Source organism: Paragemmobacter straminiformis (assembly GCF_014243445.1).
In the GTDB taxonomy this organism is placed as follows: domain Bacteria; phylum Pseudomonadota; class Alphaproteobacteria; order Rhodobacterales; family Rhodobacteraceae; genus Paragemmobacter; species Paragemmobacter straminiformis.
In genome coordinates this window covers 347,583-363,288 of the sequence record NZ_JACLQD010000003.1, presented here as the reverse complement: position 1 = coordinate 363,288, position 15,706 = coordinate 347,583, and the positions used below count along the sequence as shown (strand labels likewise).

Genomic DNA, 15,706 nt, shown 5'->3' with positions numbered 1-15,706 from the left:
CTTCAATCCCTTGCTTCGGCAAACCACTCTGACGGGTCCACCGGTTCGGCCCCCTGCCGCACTTCCATATAAAGCGTTTCCGTCTCGGCTGCGCCACCACCTTCTTGCGAAACCGAAAGCAGATCGGCCAATTCGGGATCCGCCCCGCCCATCAGACCAAGCGGCGCTCCGGCGTCGACCACCTCGCCCACTTCTCCATACACCGTCTCCATCCCCGCAATCACCAACAGATAGCCCCCGCCGGGTTCGAGGATGATCACATTTCCGTAGTCGAGCAACGGCCCCCGATAGCGGATCGTCGAAGGCCAGGGCGCCGTGACAAGCGCCCGCGGCCGCGTCGCCAGCGTCAGTCCGGGACGCGCGACGCCATTCGCATCCGCCTCGTTCGGCCGCAACAGCACCGTTCCAAGGGCAGGCAGCGGCAAGCGCCCCTTCGCGGTGATGAAATAGTTCTCGTCATCCTCGGCCGGCGCAAGGCCCGAGGCAAAGGCATCCAGCGTATCCGCGCTTTCCAGCAACCCGCGCAACGCGGCAGGGTCCTCGGCAAAGCCTTTGGGCAATTCCGTCCGGTCCGAAATCGCCTGCGACAGCGCCGACCGCGCCGCCTGCGCCTGCGTCAACCCGTTCGCCAGCGTCTCGCCCGCCGCAAGCTGCAAATCGCGCAGGTCGCGCAACTCCTCAAGCTCGCCCTTCAACCGCATCGCCTCGGCCTGCATCGCGGGGGTCACATCGGCCAGCATCATCCCCGACCGCACCGTTCCCAGCGGCCCCGAAGGGTGCAGCAGCAACAGCGGCCCCGGCTCTGATTCAAGCTGCGACAGCACGCCCACCAGCTGCGAGATGCGGTCGCGCTGCGCGTCGAATTGCAAGTTCAGCGCCGTCTCGCGCAGCGACGCCTGCCGCAGCGCCTCGCGCAGAACCCCCAACCCGTCCTCATAGGCGCGGATCGTCTGGGTCAGCGCCTTGACGCGGTCCTTCGCCCCTTCGGCCTTTTGCAACGCCGCAACCGCCCGCTGCAAATCCGCCGCCGCCTCGCCCGCCTGCTCGGCCACGCTCTGCGCGAACGCAGGCTGTGCCATCAGCATCAGGAAAAGGGCCAGCCTGCGGATCATGCGATCAGGCTGCGCCCGGTCATCTCGGGCGGCAGGGGCAGCCCCATCAACCCCAGCACCGTCGGCGCAAGGTCGGCCAGACGCCCCGCCCGCAAACGCGCGCCCGCAGGCCCGCCGAACAGGATCACCGGCACGGGGTTCGTCGTATGCGCCGTATGCGGCCCGCCCGTCGCGGGGTCGATCATCATCTCGCAATTGCCGTGGTCGGCACAGACCACCATCGCCCCGCCCCGCGCCTCCAAAGCCGCCATCGCGCGGCCCAGCCCACGGTCCACCGCCTCGCAAGCCTTGATCGCGGCCCCCAGATCACCGGTATGCCCCACCATATCGGGGTTGGCGAAATTCACCACGATCAGGTCGTAGCCATGTTCGATGGCCCCGACCAGTTCGTCGGCCACCTCGCCCGCGCTCATCTCGGGTTGCAGGTCATAGGTCGCCACCTTGGGCGATTTCGGCATCGCCCGCGCCTCGCCCTCGAACGGCACCTCGCGGCCACCGTTCAGAAAGAACGTCACATGCGGGTATTTCTCGGTCTCGGCCAGCCGGAACTGCGTCTTGCCCGCCATCGCCACCCACTCGCCCAGCGTGTTGGGTATCGCCCGCTTCGGATAGGCCGTGGTCATATAGCCGTTGTGGGTGTCGGAATACTCGACCATCCCCAGAGCCGCCGCCCAGACGGGCCGCTTGCCCGTCTCGAACTCCTTGAAAGACGGGTCCGCCAAGGCGGCAAGGATTTCCCGCGCGCGGTCGGCACGGAAGTTCAGGCAGAACAGGCCATCGCCATCCCGCGCGCCCGCATAGCCGTCAAGCACCGTCGGCGCGATGAACTCGTCCGTCTCGCCCTTGGCATAGGATTGCGCCACCGCCGCCCCCGCATCGGCCGCATGTTCGCCCTCGCCGCGCACCATCGCGGCAAAGGCGCGGCCCACGCGGTCCCAGCGGTTGTCGCGGTCCATCGCCCAATACCGCCCGATCACCGTGGCGATCCGCGCACCCTCGGGCAATCCGGCCTGCAACTCGGCCATGAACCCCGCAGCGGACGAAGGCGCCACATCCCGCCCGTCGGTCACCGCATGCACCCGAACGGGCACCCCATGCGCCACGATGGCACGGCAGGCCGCCAGCACATGCACGATATGCCCGTGAACCCCGCCGTTCGAGATCACGCCCATCAGATGCGCCGCGCCACCCGTGGCCTTGAGCTTCGCAACGAAAGCCAGCAGGGCCTCGTTTCTGGCAAAGGACCCGTCCTCAACCGCCAGATCGATCGCGCCAAGGTCCATCGCCACCACGCGCCCCGCGCCGATGTTGGTATGGCCCACTTCCGAATTGCCCATCTGCCCCGTGGGAAGGCCCACATCCGGCCCGTGCGTCACCAGCGTCGCATGCGAGCACTGCGCCATCAGCCGGTTGAAATTCGGCACATTTGCCTGTGCCGGAGCATTCCCCGCCTTCGTCTCCGAAAGCCCCCAGCCATCGAGGATGCACAGAACGACAGGCTTGGGATGGGTCATCGGATCGGCACCTTCTGCGAAAGCTTCGCCCGCTCAATACCGCCCGCAGCGCGCACGGGCAACGCCGGTGGCACCCCGGCCAAAAGTTTTCGAAAACTTTTGCCAAATCCCTTCCCGAAGGGATTTGCCGTCACGCCCGATGATAGGGGCTTCCGGCCAGAATCGTCGCCGCGCGGTAAAGCTGCTCGGCCAGCATGACCCGCACCAGCATATGCGGCCAGACCATCGCCCCGAAGCTGACCGAAGCCTCCGCCTTTGCGCGCAGGCCCGGCGCGATCCCGTCCGCCCCGCCGATGACAAAGGCGACATCCTGCCGCCCGCCATCGCGCCACCTGGCCAGCATCGCGGCGAATTCGGGAGAGCTCATCACGCGGCCACGTTCGTCCATCGTGACCAGAGCGGCTCCCGCGGGCAGGGCGCGGGCCAAAAGCTCGCCCTCGGCCTCCATCCCGCCGCCCTTCCTGTCCTCGACCTCATGCTCGACCAGCGGGCCAAGGCCAAGCGGCCGCCCCGTCCGGTCGAACCGCGTCACATAGTCATCCACCAGCACCCGCTCGGGGCCCGACCGCAGCCGCCCCACGGCCAGCAGATGCACGCGCATTTACGCGCTTGCTGCCGGATTGCGATGGGCGTCGCCCGGAAGCCACATCTTTTCAAGCTGGTAGAAATCCCGCACTTCGGGGCGGAAGACATGGACGATCACATCGCCCGCGTCGATCAGCACCCAATCGCCGGTCTCCTTGCCTTCCATCTTGGCCGACAGGTGGAATTCCTGCTTCAGCCGGTCCGCCAGCTTTTCCGAAATCGCCGCGACCTGCCGCGTCGACCGGCCCGAGCAGATCACCATGTAATCGGCCACGTCCGAACGTCCGCGCAGATCGATCTGCACGACCTCCTCGGCCTTGTCGTCGTCGAGCGAGGACAGCACGCGCGCCAAAAGCTGTTCGGCGGTGTAGGCTTCGGCGCTTGCCACGGCGGCGCTCATGCGCTCGGCCCGCGGCCCGACCGGCAAACCGGTCGTTGGGTCAGAATGAGACAGGACATCGTCCTCCAGGGTTGCGCGCCGATCCTTCCCCGGCGCAGGGGGTCTGGCCCAAGGTAGCATCGCGCCTCCCATTTCTCAACGGCAGGCAGACGGGCCAGACAGAAGTCGGGCGCGATATCGCCATGCAGGGCAAAAGGCAAGGCAGAACCGCCAAAACCCGCCCCGCGCCACAAAACAAGCCGCCGCATCCGCCCTATCACCCCCCCCGACCCATCCACCCCGCCACCATAAGGCCCGCCGCCATAAGGCCCGCTTCGCCCTCCCACAGCCCCGCACCCCGCCCCCACCACCGCCACGCCCCCATCCGCACCCCTTTCCACCACACCACACCCACCGCAGCCCCGCACCAAAGACAGCAAAGCGCGCGCCCCCAAAGCCCACCCGCCCACTCGCTCCTTCACAATCGCACAAATACCCTCGGTTAAGGTCCGCATAGGTCAGACAGCCCTCTCCAGCGCCAGCCACAAGCCCACCGCATCGCGCCACGCGACGGCCCCACCCCACCGCAGCCCCGCACCAAAGACAGCAAAGCGGCCCCCCACAGCCCGCTCGCCAGCTCCCTCCTTCACAATCGCACAAATACCCTCGGTTAAGGTACGCATAGGTCAGACAGCCCTCTCCAGCGCCGGCCACAAGCCCGCCACATCGCACCACGCGACAGCACCACCCCCACCGCAGCCCCGCACCAAAGACAGCAACGTAGCCCCCCACAGCCCACCCGCCCACTCGCTCCTTCACAATCGCACAAATATCCTCGGGTGAGGTCCGGAGAGGGCAGACAGCCCTCTCCGGGGCCGGCCACAAGCCCGCCGCCCGGCGCGCGACCGCACCGCCACCGGCGCAGCGCCCCCACATATACCCGCCTCCGGCGCGGGCCGCGCGTGGTGTCAGGCCGCGTCTGCCTGCGCCTCGGCCACCACGGGCAGCGCCCCCTTCGGGCAGAACTCGGCCAAGGCGCCAAGGATCACCGGCTTGCGCAGGGGCTTGGTCAGGTGGCGGTCCAGCCCCGCCGCAAGGATCGACTCGCCATCCCCCTCCATCGCATGGGCCGTCAGCGCCAGAATGGGCACGCGCGCGCCCTCGCCCTCGGCCGCACGAATGGCCCGCGTCGCCTCGCGCCCGTCCATCTCGGGCATCGAGATATCCATGAAGATCAGGTCCGGCTTCAGGCTTTGCCACAGCGCCACCGCTTCGCGCCCGTCCTGCGCGAAATGCAGATCGACGGGGCAATCCTTGACCATCTTTGCAAAGACCAACTGGTTCGTCCGGTTGTCCTCGGCCACCAGCACCCGCATCCTCCGCCCCTCTTGCGGTTCCGCCTCGGCCGCCGCCTCCGGCAGGTCAAGCCCGTATCCCGCCAGATGCCGGTAAAGCTCGGCCCGATGCACCGGCTTTTGCAGCACGCTCGCGAACAGCGCGCGCTCCCCGCCCTCCAGCCCCGCCATCCCCGACGAGGCGAGGATGACCGGCCCCGACCACCCCGCCGCACGCAGGGCGCGGGCAAGGCCGACCCCGTCCATATCCGGCATCTCGTGATCGGTGATCACCAGATCGAACTCTCCCTCGGCCAGTGCCGCCAACCCTTCGGCCCCCGACCGCGCCAGCACGGTCGCAATCCCGCAGGGCGAAAGCTGCCGTTCCAGAATGGTGCGGTTGATGAAACTGTCGTCGACCACGAGAACCCGCCGCAGGCTCGCCGGAAGCTGCGGCACCACCGCCTCTTCCGCCACGGGCATCACCAGCCGGAACCCGAAGCACGAACCCTCGCCGGGGCGGCTTTCCACCCAGATCGCCCCCGCCATATGCTCGACCAGCCGCCGCGTGATCGCCAGCCCCAGACCCGTCCCCTCGAACCGCCGGTTGCTCGCATCCTCGACCTGCGAGAACTCGCCGAAGATATGTTCCAGCTGGTCCGGCGGAATCCCTATTCCGGTATCCTCGACCGTGACATGCAACTGCATCCCGCCCGTTTCGGCCTCGAACCCCACCACGCGCACCAGCACATGGCCCTCGGCGGTGAACTTCACCGCATTGCCGACAAGGTTCGTCAGTATCTGCCGCAGCCGCCCCGGATCGCCCACGAAACGCGTCGGCAGGAAAACGTCGAAATCGACCACAAGGTCGATCCCCTGCGCCCGCGCTTTCGGTTGCAGCAGCATCACCACCTCGTGGATCAGCCGCTCCAGATCAAAGGTCTCCGGGTGCAGCACCAGCCGCCCGGCCTCGATCTTCGAATAGTCGAGAATGTCGTTGATGATGACCAGCAGCGCCTCGCCCGATGACCGGATCGTCTCGGCAAACAGCCTCTGCTCCTCGCTCAACCCCGTGTCGCACAGCAATTCGGCCATGCCGACGACCCCGTTCATCGGCGTGCGTATCTCGTGGCTCATATTGGCAAGAAAGGCCGATTTCGTCCGGCTTGCCGCCTCTGCCGCCACGCGCGCGGCATCCAGCGCCGCCCGCGCCTCGTGTTCGGCGGTCACATCGGCATGCAGCCCCACCCGCCCGCCATCCGGCGTGGGATGGTGCGCCACGCGGATGCGCTGCCCGCCCGACAGCACCACCTCCTCGTTGCGCGCAGCCAGCCGCGCCTGCATCCATGCCCCCGGCTCGTCGACATCGGCGAACTGGCCCGCCCGCAACGCATGGTCCAGAATGTCGGCATAGCTCGCCCCCGTGGTGATCGCCTCGGCGGCGGCGGGGTAAAGCGCGCGATAACGCTCGTTGCACAGCAAAAGCCTGTCCTCCCTGTCGAAAATCGCGAAACCGTCGGGCAAAGCCTCGACCCCGGCCCGCAGGCGCATCTCGTCGGTGATGTCGATCATCAGCGACACGCGGTCGCCGTCGCGCGTCAGCCGGTCCTCAAGCCGCAAATGCCGCCCGCTGCGAAAGGACAGCACCTCGGGCGGGATCGGGTCGGCCTCGATCCGCGCCAGCATCCGCCTTGGCCAGTCCGCCGCATCCGGCACGGCCAAAAGCGGCACCAGCGCCGCCAGCAGCGCCTCGTAGGGCGTTCCCACAGGCAGATCCGTGCCAAAAGCCGCGCACCACGCCGGATTGGCAAGCTCAAGCCGCCCGCCGGCATCGAACAGCGCAAAGCCGTCCCGCATGGCATCAAGGGCATCCCGCATCCGCCGCTCGGCCATCACCGCCGCCGTATGGGCGCGGTCCAGATCGCCCATGTAGCGCGCGTTCTGCCCCTTCAGCCGCGCCGCTTCCGAACGCGCGGCATCGGCCGATTGCCGCTCCTCGACCACCTGGTCCGAAAGCGCCCGGGCCTGCAACGCCAGCTTCTCGTTGGCGGCGAACAGCTCGCGCCCCTTCCACTCAAGCAGCCGCTCGGCGGCAAGCCTTGCCCGCCGCTCCCGTGCCAGTCTGTCCACCAGATCGCCCAAACCCGCCGCCTTCTGCCGCTTCGGGCACAGACTGGCCGAGGGTGGGTGAATCTGCGGTTAACGCGGCCATCCTTTCGCGCGAATCCTTGTCCGCATGTCGGGCGGCGTGCGACACTCGGCCCGTCCCCTCGACAAGGTTGGTAGCTCATGCGCGTTCTGTCCCGTCTGTCCCGTCTGCCCCTCGTGCTCGCCCTCGCAGGCCTTCCGCTCGCCGCCCTTGCCGATGACCTGATCCCCGCGAAACGCTTCGCCCTGACCAATGGCGTCGACCGCCCCGGCGATGACATCGCAACCCTGTTCGACACCACGCTCGAGGCGTGCCAGAACGCCTGCACCGCCAATGCCGCCTGCACCGATTTCACCTTCAACACCGCCAAGGGCGCCTGCTTCGTCAAGGCCGCTCCCGATGCCGACACCGCCTTCGAGACCGCGCTCTCCGGCCACCTGCTGACCCGCGCCGCCGACGCCGAGGCGTTGGCCCTGACCCGCCGCGCCGACCTGCCGTTCCTCTACGACTGGGACATCGCCGCCGCGACCGAACAGGCCCGCACCCTCGGCACCCGGTTCCAGAACGACGGCGTGGCCTACGAAGACCGCCGCGCCGCCGCCGCGCAGGCCGAAGCCGAGGGCGACACCTACTCTGCCTTCGCCCATATGGCCGATGCCGCCAACCTCTCCGACAGCGCCGCCGATTGGGCCGAATTCGCCCGCCTGTCGAACGCCACCGCCGCCATCGACCAGAACGACCCCCGCAGCTACCGCGACCGCGCCTTTGCCGCCGCGACCAACGCCTATCTGCGCGCCGCCACCCCTGCTGACCGGGGCGCTGCCCTGACCGAAATGGCCTACGCCCTCGAAGGGCTCGACCGCGGGTCCGAAGCGGTCAAGGCCCTGCGCCTTGCCCAGTCGGTCGCCCCCGATGACGCCACCGCCGCCCTTCTTTCTGACTTCGCGGGCAAATACGGCTTCCGCGTCACCGAAAACCGTGTCGAATCCGAAAGCGCCCGCCCCCGCCTTTGCGCCACCTTCTCCGAAGACCTCGCGGGCATCGACTACACCCCCTTCGTGCGCGCCGCCGACCCCACGCAAACCGTCACCGTCTCGGGCCGCGACCTATGCCTCGGCGGCGTCACCCACGGCCAGCGCGTCACCCTCACCCTGCGCGAGGGGTTGCCCGCCGCCGATGGACAGACCCTGCCGAAATCGGTCGAGATCGCCTCCTACATCCGCGACCGCAGCCCTGCCGTCCGCTTCCCCGGCCGGGCCTATGTCCTGCCGAAATCGGGCGACCCCGCGCTTCCCGTCGAAACGGTCAACACCACCGCGCTCGACCTCACGCTCTACCGCGTGACCGACCGCAACCTGATCCGCGCGGTGCAGAACGGCTACCTTTCCGCCCCCTTGGCCGACTGGCAGGAATACGACTTCACCGCCCAGACCGGCACCGAAGTCTGGCACGGCACCGCCACCGTCGGGAACGAGCTGAACCGCGACATGACCACCCGCCTGCCGATGGCCGAAGCGCTGGCAGCCCAACCCTCCGGCGTTTTCGCCCTCAGGGCCGCCGTGCCCGATGCCGACCCCTACAAATCTCCCGCGGGCTGGCAATTCTTCACCGTCTCCGACCTTGGCCTGACCACGCTCTCCGGCACCGATGGCCTGCATGTGTTCGTCCTCTCGCTCGGCAGCGCCAAACCGCTTCAGGGCGTCACGCTCCAGCTTCTCTCCACCGCGAACGAGGTGCTGGGCGAAGCGGCGACAGACGCCTCGGGCCACGCCGTTTTCGATGCGGGGCTTACCCGTGGCACAGGGTCCGCCGCACCCGGCATGGTCGTCGCCCGCAACGGCGACAGCGACCTCGCCTTCCTCTCCCTCACCGATCCCGAATTCGACCTGTCCGACCGTGGCGTCGAGGGGCGCGAGGCGTCGCCCCCCGTGGACCTGTTCCTCGCCACCGACCGTGGCGCCTACAGGGCGGGCGAAACCGTCAACCTCACCGCCCTTGCCCGCGACGGCGATGCCCGCGCCATCACCGGCCTGCCGCTCACCGCCGTCCTGCTGCGCCCCGATGGCGTCGAATATTCCCGCGCCTTGGCAACCGACACCGCAGGCGGCTACGTCCTGTCGCTGCCCGTCGCCGAAAGCGCCCCGCGCGGCGTCTGGCGTGTCGATATGCTGGCTGACCTCGACGCGCCCCCCCTCGCCTCCAAGACCTTCCTTGTCGAGGATTTCCTGCCCGAACGCATCGACTTCACCCTTGGCCTTCCCGAAAGGCTGTCACTCGGCGCGCAACCCGACCTGACTGTCGAAGCCCGCTACCTTTTCGGCGCGGCCGGGGCCGATCTGGCCATAGAGGGCGAAACCATGATCCGCGCCGCTGCGGAGCTTGACGGCTGGCAAGGCTACCGCTTCGGGCGCGAGGACGAACCCTTCTCGGCCCTCGTCCAGCCCGTCGATCCCGCCCGCACCGATGCGTCGGGCAAAGCGACCCTCAGCCTGCCCCTGCCCGCCGTCGCCACCCCCGACCGCCCGCTCGAGGCCCGTGTGACCCTCCGTCTGGCCGAAGGCTCGGGCCGCCCGGTCGAACGCAGCATCGTCAGGCCCGTGGCACCCGCCGCCCCCCTCATCGGCATCAAACCCCTTTTCGACGGCGTCGTCGCCGAAAACGCAAAGGCCCGCTTCTCGCTCGTCGGTGTCGGCACCGATGGCAAGGCCACGCCGCTCTCCGTCAAATGGGTGCTGACGCGGGTCGAGACCGAATACCAATGGTATCAATCCTACGGCGCGTGGAACTGGGAACCCGTGACCACACGCAGCCGCATAGCCGAAGGCGAGGCAGCGCTGAACGGCCCCACCGAAATCGCCGCAGCCGTGCAATGGGGCGAATACGAACTCGCCGTCGAACGGGCCGACGGCACCCCTGCCGCCTCGTCGGTCACCTTCTCGGCCGGATGGTATGCCCCCGCCGATGTCTCCAGCACCCCCGACACGCTGGACCTCTCGCTCGACAAGGCGGCCTACAGCGCGGGTGACACCGCCACCCTGCGCCTTGTCCCCCGCTTTGCCGGAACGGCCCTCGTCACCGTGCTGTCGAACCGCGTCATCGCCATGCAGGCCGTCACCGTGACCGAGGGCGAGAACACCATAAAACTCCCCGTCACCGACGATTGGGGCGCGGGCGTCTACGTCACCGCCTCGGTCCTGCGCCCGATGGATGTCGCCGCAGGCCGCAACCCCGCCCGCGCGCTGGGCCTTGCCCATGCCGCCATCGCCCCCGGCACCCGCGCCCTGACCGCGACCATCCTCGCACCACCCGAAGCGGCCCCCCGCGCGCCGCTCGATGTTTCGGTCAGGGTTGACGGCATCGCCGCAGGCGAAACCGCCTATGTCACCCTTGCCGCCGTGGATCAGGGCATTCTCAACCTCACGGGCTACACCCCGCCCGATCCGCAGGGCTATTACTTCGGCCAGCGCAAACTCGGCGTCGGCATCCGCGACCTCTATGGCCGCCTGATCGACGGGCTGAACGGCGCTGCGGGCACCGTCCGCTCGGGCGGCGACGCGGGCGCGCAAGCCCGCCTGCAATCGCCCCCGCCCACCGAAGACCTGCTCGCCTTCTTCTCCGGCCCCATCCCCGTCGGCCCCGACGGCATGGCCAGGGCCAGTTTCGACCTCCCCGCCTTCAACGGCAGCGTCAAGCTCATGGCCGTGGCGTGGAGCGCCTCTGCCATCGGTCAGGCCAGCGCCGACACCCTTGTCCGCGACCCCGTGGTCGTGACCGCCTCGCTGCCCCGCTTCCTCGCCCCCGATGACCAAAGCCGCCTGCTGCTGGAAATCGTCCACGCCACCGGCCCCGCGGGCGAGATGCCGCTTTCCGTCACCGCCGACGGCCTGACCCTCGGCCCCGTCCCCGCCTCGGTCACGCTGACGAAGGGCGGCAAGCAAACCCTCTCCATCCCCGTCACCGCCACAGAAACGGGCCTGCACAGCATCGCCGTCACCCTCACCACCCCCGACGGAAAACCGCTGACCAGAACCCTCACCCTTCCGGTCGAGGTGCAGACGCCGGAAATCACCCGCCTCTCGCGCTTTGACCTCAAACAGGGTCAATCCTTCACCTTCGACGCCACCGTCCTCGACGGTCTCTCCAACGCCCGCGCCACGCTTGCCGCAGGCCCCATCGCTCGCCTCAACGCGCCGGCCACCCTCGCCGCACTCGACCGCTACCCCTATGGCTGCACCGAACAACTCACCTCGCGCGCGCTGCCGCTGCTCTACCTCGACCCCGTGGCACAGGCCCTCGGCCTGCCGCATGGCGACGATCTGGCCCCCCGCCTCGCCGCCACCATCCGCCAGATCCTGACCAATCAGGGGGCCGAAGGCGGCTTCGGCCTCTGGCAACCCGGCAGCGGCGACTTCTGGCTCGACGCCTTCGTCACCGACTTCCTGTCGCGGGCCAAGGCGCGCGGCTATGACGTGCCCGATCAGGCCTTCCGCCTCGCGCTCGACAACCTGCGCAACCGGGTCAACTACGCCGCCGATTTCGACACCGGCGGCGAGGCGCTGGCCTACGCCCTCTACGTCCTCGCCCGCGAAGGGGCGGCCAACATCGGCGACCTGCGCTATTACGCCGACACCAAGGCCGATGCCTTCGCCACGCCCGCAGCCCTTGCCCAACTTGGCGCTGCGCTTGCGGCCTATGGCGACCAGCCCCGCGCCGACGCCCTGTTCGCCCGCGCCGAATCCGCCCTTGCGCCCGACACGGCCGAACAGGTCTGGCGCATCGACTACGGCTCGCCCTACCGCGACGCCGCAGCCCTGCTTGCGCTCGCCACCGAATCCGGCAGCACCGCCATCAACCGCGAAAGCGTCGCCGACCGCATCGCCGCCCACGAAGGCCCGCTCTCGACGCAAGAGGCGACATGGTCCCTCCTCGCCGCAAGCGCCCTTTCCGGCGACACCCCCGCCCTGTCCCTGAACGGCGAGGCGACTTCCGGCCCGCTTGTCCGCCTGCTCGACACCTCGGCCCCCCTCACGGTGCGGAACGATGGCGCCGACACCACGCTCACCGTCTCGGCCACCGGAACCCCGCTTTCCCCCGAACCCGCTGGCGGCAACGGCTATGCCATCACCCGCAGCTACTACACGCTCGACGGGCAACCTTTCACCGGCACCACGGTCAAGGCCGGCACGCGCCTTGTCGCCGTGATCGAGGTCACGCCCTTCGCCAATGGCCAAGCCCGCCTGATGGTCGCAGACCCCCTCCCCGCGGGGTTCGAGATCGACAACCCCAACCTCCTGACCGGCGGGGCCGTCACCGAAACCCTCGGCCTCGACCTGCTCACCGAAACCGCGCATAGCGAATTCCGGCAAGACCGTTTCCTCTCGGCCATCGACCGCAGCGACAACCAGCCCTTCCGCTTGGGCTACATCGTCCGCGCCGTCACACCCGGCAGCTATGTCCACCCCGCCGCCTCGGTCGAGGACATGTATCAACCCGACTTCCGCGCCCATACCGACACGGGCCGCATGACCGTGACGGAATGAAAGCCCGCCACGTCCTTGCCCTCGCGGCGGGGCTGTTTCTCGCAGCCCTCGACCGCGATGGCGCGGACAGGTGGATCGACGCCACCGCCCTGCCACCGCTCTCGCCCGAAACCTCGGTTCAGGTGCTTGACCGTCACGACCAGCTTCTCCGCGCCTATACCGTGGCCGACGGCCGCTGGCGCCTTGCCCTTGGCCCGCAGGAAACCGACCCGACCTTCATCGCCATGCTTCTCGCCTTCGAGGACCGCCGCTTCTACACCCACCACGGCGTCGATCCCCGCGCCCTTCTGCGTGCCGCCCTTCAGGCTGCATGGAACGGCAGGGTCGTCTCGGGCGGCTCCACCCTCACCATGCAGGTCGCCCGCCTGCTGGAAGAGGGGACAACCGGCAAGGTCGCGGGCAAGCTGCGCCAGATCCGCCTTGCCCTCGCCCTCGAACGCCGCCTGACCAAATCGCAGATCCTCGCGCTCTATCTCCAGCTCGCCCCCTACGGCGGCAATGTCGAAGGGCTGCGCGCCGCTGCGATCACATGGTTCGGCAAGGAACCCGCCCGCCTGACCCCCGCGCAATCCGCGCTTCTCATCGCCCTGCCGCAAAGCCCCGAACGCCGCCGCCCCGACCGCTTCCCTAATGCCGCCCGCGCCGCCCGCGACCGCATCCTTGCCCGCGCGGTGGCCGCAGGCGTCCTGTCGCGGGCCGAGGCATCTGCCGCCACGCGCGAATCCATTCCCGCCGCGCGCCTGCCCTTTCCCGCGCTCGCCCCCCACATGGCCGACCGCGCCCTTGCGGCCGATGCCGGAAAAACCGTGCATCACCTGTGCATCGACGCCTCTTTGCAGAAAGCGACCGAAATCCTTGCCGCCGACACGCTCCGCAGCATGGGCGACCGCGTGCAGACCGCCATCGTGGTGGCCGATTACCAGACCGGCGAAATCCTCGCCTCGGTCGGCTCTGCCGCGTTCCGGGCCGACAACCGGCAAGGCTTCGTCGATATGACGACCGCGCTGCGCTCTCCGGGTTCCACCCTGAAACCGATGGTTTACGCCCTCGCCTTCGATGCGGGCCTCGCCCATCCCGAAACCCTGATCGACGACACGCCCACCCGCTTCGGCACCTATGCCCCGCAAAATTTCGACCGCCAGTTCCACGGCACGATCAGGCTGCGCGAGGCGCTGCAACTCTCGCTTAACATCCCCGTGGTAAAGCTGCTCGATGCCCTCGGCCCCGAACGGCTTCTCGCAGCCCTCGATGAAAGCGCCGTCCACTACCGCCTGCCCGCCGGAAAAGCGGGCCTTGCCATCGGCCTCGGCGGAATCGGCGTCACGCTGGAAGACATGGTCACGCTTTACGCGGGGCTGGCGAACGGCGGTCAGGCCCGCCCCTTGCGCTGGCGCAGCGACGACCCGTTAACCAAGGGTAAACAGGTCATCTCTCCCATAGCCGCGTGGCAAGTGACTGATATCCTTACCGGATTGGCCCCACCCCCCGGCGCGCCCGCGAACCGCCTCGCCTACAAGACAGGCACCAGCTACGGCCACCGCGATGCCTGGGCCATCGGCTATGATGGCCGCCACGTCATCGGCGTCTGGCTTGGCCGCCCCGATGGCACCCCCGTTCCGGGCGCCTTCGGGGCCGACCTTGCCGCGCCCGTCCTGTTTCAGGCCTTCGCCCGCCTCAAGCCCTCGCTCACCCCGCAGCCGCCCGCCCCGCCCGCGACGCTGCTGCTTGCCAATGCGCAACTTCCCCAACCCTTGCAACGGTTTCGCCCGCGCGATGCCGCCTTTGCGGCCCCCGCCGATTCGCCGCGCCTCGCCTTCCCCCCCGACGGGGCCGAGGTCGAACCCCTCGCCTCCGGCCTCATGGTGCGGGTCGAGGGCGGCTCCGCCCCCTTCACATGGCTGGCAGACGGCAGGCCCGTCGCCACCGCCGAACGCGGCCGCGAGACGGTTTTGCCCCTGACTTCAAAGGGTTTTCTCACCCTCTCGGTGATCGACAGCGCGGGCCGCTCCGCCCGCGCCACCATCCGCCTGCGCTAGCGCAGCCGCAGCCCCGAGGCATCGTCGAAGAACAGCGCATCCGCCGCATCGAACCCGATCCCGACCGAGGTTCCCGCCTGCGGAATGACATCGCCCTTCGCCTCGACCACCAGCTTTTCCCCGGTGGGTCCGGTGACATGGATGAAACTCACCCCGCCCAGCGCCTCGGTCATATCCACCCGATGGGTCGCCCCGTCGATCACCCGCAGATGCTGCGGCCGCAAGCCCACGGCCACCTTGCCGGAAGCGGGCAGCTTGACCGCCGCCGCCACCGCGCCACCCAAGCCCGCCGCCGTGACGCTGCCCCCCTCGACCACGCCGGAAACGAAGTTCATCGCAGGCGAACCGATGAAGCCCGCCACGAATTTGTTGTCCGGATTATGGTACAATTCCAACGGCTTGCCGACCTGCTCCACCTTGCCTTTGCGCAGCACCACGATCTTGTCGGCCAGCGTCATCGCCTCGACCTGGTCATGCGTCACATAGATCATCGTCGCCCCGATCTCGCGGTGCAGACGGGCGATTTCCACCCGCATCTCCACCCGCAATTCGGCGTCGAGGTTGGACAGAGGCTCGTCGAACAGAAACACATCCGGCCCCCGCACGATGGCCCGCCCGATGGCCACCCGCTGCCGCTGCCCGCCCGACAGCGCTTTGGGCTTGCGCGCCAGATAATCCTCGAGCTTCAGGATCCGCGCGGCCTCGGCCACCTTCTTCTCGATTTCCGCCTTGGGATGGCCCGTCATCTTCAGCCCGAAGCCCATATTCTCGGCCACGGTCATATGCGGGTAAAGCGCATAGGTCTGGAACACCATCGCCACCCCCCGCTCTGACGGGTCGGCGTGGGTCACATCCCGCGCGCCGATGCGAATCGCGCCCGACGAGGTTTCCTCCAGCCCCGCGACCATCCGCAACAGCGTGCTTTTTCCGCAACCCGAAGGTCCGACGAACACGCAGAACTCGCCATCCTCGACCGTCAGATCGACCCCGTGGATCACCTGCGCGTCGCCATAGCGCTTGACCACGTTCTGAAGGGTAACTCCCGTCATGTCCCGTT

At 68.5% G+C, this 15,706-nt stretch carries 8 protein-coding genes; 2 read left to right on the top strand and 6 right to left on the bottom strand.

What is annotated here, in order from left to right; genetic code table 11:
- Positions 1–2 precede the first annotated feature (2 nt).
- From H7F16_RS12195 to H7F16_RS12175, 5 genes are all read right to left on the bottom strand, one after another.
- The gene (locus tag H7F16_RS12195) at positions 3–1,112 is read right to left on the bottom strand and encodes a murein hydrolase activator EnvC family protein (protein ID WP_185797874.1); all 1,110 of its coding nucleotides are present in this window, start codon (positions 1,110–1,112) and stop codon (positions 3–5) included.
- On the bottom strand, positions 1,109–2,626 hold the full coding sequence (gene gpmI / locus H7F16_RS12190) for a 2,3-bisphosphoglycerate-independent phosphoglycerate mutase (protein ID WP_185797873.1): 1,518 nt from the start codon (positions 2,624–2,626) through the stop codon (positions 1,109–1,111). Before gpmI ends, H7F16_RS12195 begins: the two co-directional genes overlap by 4 nt.
- A 130-nt stretch (positions 2,627–2,756) precedes the next feature.
- Entirely contained in the window at positions 2,757–3,227 is a 471-nt protein-coding gene (gene rlmH / locus H7F16_RS12185; protein WP_185797872.1) for a 23S rRNA (pseudouridine(1915)-N(3))-methyltransferase RlmH, read from the bottom strand.
- A complete protein-coding gene (gene rsfS, locus H7F16_RS12180; protein WP_241741427.1) occupies positions 3,228–3,611 on the bottom strand; it encodes a ribosome silencing factor in 384 nt (127 codons plus the stop codon).
- Between the two features lie 947 nt (positions 3,612–4,558).
- Entirely contained in the window at positions 4,559–7,066 is a 2,508-nt protein-coding gene (locus H7F16_RS12175) for a hybrid sensor histidine kinase/response regulator (protein ID WP_185797870.1), read from the bottom strand.
- Positions 7,067–7,213: 147 nt separating this feature from the next.
- Between H7F16_RS12175 and H7F16_RS12170 the strand changes: the two genes are divergently transcribed.
- Positions 7,214–12,613 (top strand): alpha-2-macroglobulin family protein, encoded by a 5,400-nt coding sequence (locus tag H7F16_RS12170; RefSeq protein ID WP_185797869.1) that lies wholly within the window; start codon positions 7,214–7,216, stop codon positions 12,611–12,613.
- Positions 12,610–14,649: a penicillin-binding protein 1C gene (pbpC, locus tag H7F16_RS12165; protein WP_185797868.1), complete on the top strand. Its 2,040-nt coding sequence runs from the start codon at positions 12,610–12,612 to the stop codon at positions 14,647–14,649. The genes H7F16_RS12170 and pbpC overlap by 4 nt, the downstream gene beginning before the upstream one ends.
- Here pbpC and H7F16_RS12160 read toward each other — a convergent pair.
- Positions 14,646–15,698, bottom strand: a complete 1,053-nt coding sequence (locus H7F16_RS12160; protein WP_185797867.1) for an ABC transporter ATP-binding protein — start codon at positions 15,696–15,698, stop codon at positions 14,646–14,648. The two genes, pbpC and H7F16_RS12160, sit on opposite strands and share 4 nt — an antisense overlap.
- Between the last annotated feature and the right edge of the window lie 8 nt (positions 15,699–15,706).

Bases quoted from the DNA above. Each gene is read 5' to 3' on its own strand.
- H7F16_RS12195 (WP_185797874.1), bottom strand. From the start codon at position 1,112: ATGATCCGCAGGCTGGCCCTTTTCCTGATGCTGATGGCACAGCCTGCG.
- gpmI (WP_185797873.1), bottom strand. From the start codon at position 2,626: ATGACCCATCCCAAGCCTGTCGTTCTGTGCATCCTCGATGGCTGGGGG.
- rlmH (WP_185797872.1), bottom strand. From the start codon at position 3,227: ATGCGCGTGCATCTGCTGGCCGTGGGGCGGCTGCGGTCGGGCCCCGAG.
- rsfS (WP_241741427.1), bottom strand. From the start codon at position 3,611: ATGAGCGCCGCCGTGGCAAGCGCCGAAGCCTACACCGCCGAACAGCTT.
- H7F16_RS12170 (WP_185797869.1), top strand. From the start codon at position 7,214: ATGCGCGTTCTGTCCCGTCTGTCCCGTCTGCCCCTCGTGCTCGCCCTC.
- pbpC (WP_185797868.1), top strand. From the start codon at position 12,610: ATGAAAGCCCGCCACGTCCTTGCCCTCGCGGCGGGGCTGTTTCTCGCA.
- H7F16_RS12160 (WP_185797867.1), bottom strand. From the start codon at position 15,698: ATGACGGGAGTTACCCTTCAGAACGTGGTCAAGCGCTATGGCGACGCG.